Source organism: Acinetobacter sp. Res13-Abat-PEC15-P4-01, from assembly GCF_015676285.1.
GTDB classification, from domain to species: Bacteria; Pseudomonadota; Gammaproteobacteria; order Pseudomonadales; family Moraxellaceae; genus Acinetobacter; species Acinetobacter nematophilus.
On the sequence record NZ_JADAIN010000019.1, the window covers coordinates 1 to 854 of the forward strand.

Annotated in this window: 1 pseudogene; it reads left to right on the forward strand. The window is 45.3% G+C overall.

Annotated features, from left to right (window positions below):
- Positions 1-854 (forward strand): annotated as a pseudogene (locus IMO47_RS07125) (hypothetical protein); the annotation flags it as partial.

Sequence of the window (854 nt, forward strand, 5' to 3'; positions counted from 1 at the left end):
CAAACCAGCATTAACCAAGCGATCAATACCTTGAATGCAGCACAGGGTGAAACTGACAAGTTTGCAGTGAAGTACGACAAGAATGCTGATGGCAGTGCAAACTACAACAGTATCACTGCGGGTAATGGTAACGGCACAGCAGCAACGATCGGAACCGATACGGCAGGTAATAGTGTTGTAACGAGTGGCGGAACTAAAATTAGTAATGTTGCGAACGGCGTAAATGCAAGTGATGCAGTAAACAAAGGTCAATTGGATAGCTTAAGCACAGGTCTTACGAATACAGGCTTTGGATTAAAAGCAGCAGATGGTAATACCGTTAACAAGAAGTTGGGTGAAGCAGTAGACGTTGTAGGTGCAGACAGCAACATTACGACGAAAGTTGCGGGTGGACAGGTTGCGATTGAGCTAAATAAAAACCTGAACAACTTAACTGGCATTACCGTGAACGATGGAACCAATGGAAGCAACGGTTCAACGGTGATTGGTAAAGATGGTGTTTCGGTTAAAGACGGTTCAGGCAATACCATTGCTGCTGTAGACAACACTGCGTTAACAGTTAAAGATGGAAGTGGCAACACTCAAACCAGCATTAACCAAGCGATCAATACCTTGAATGCAGCACAGGGTGAAACTGACAAGTTTGCAGTGAAGTACGACAAGAATGCTGATGGCAGTGCAAACTACAACAACATTACCTTGGCAGGTACGACAGCGAGCAGCAGTAAAGATGCAGCAACAGGCAAGATCACCACAACAGGTGGTACAAGCTTGAACAACGTTGCAAGTGCAGGCGACTACAAAGACGTTGCCAATGCAAGCAAAGGTGTTAATGCAGGCGACTTGAACAATGC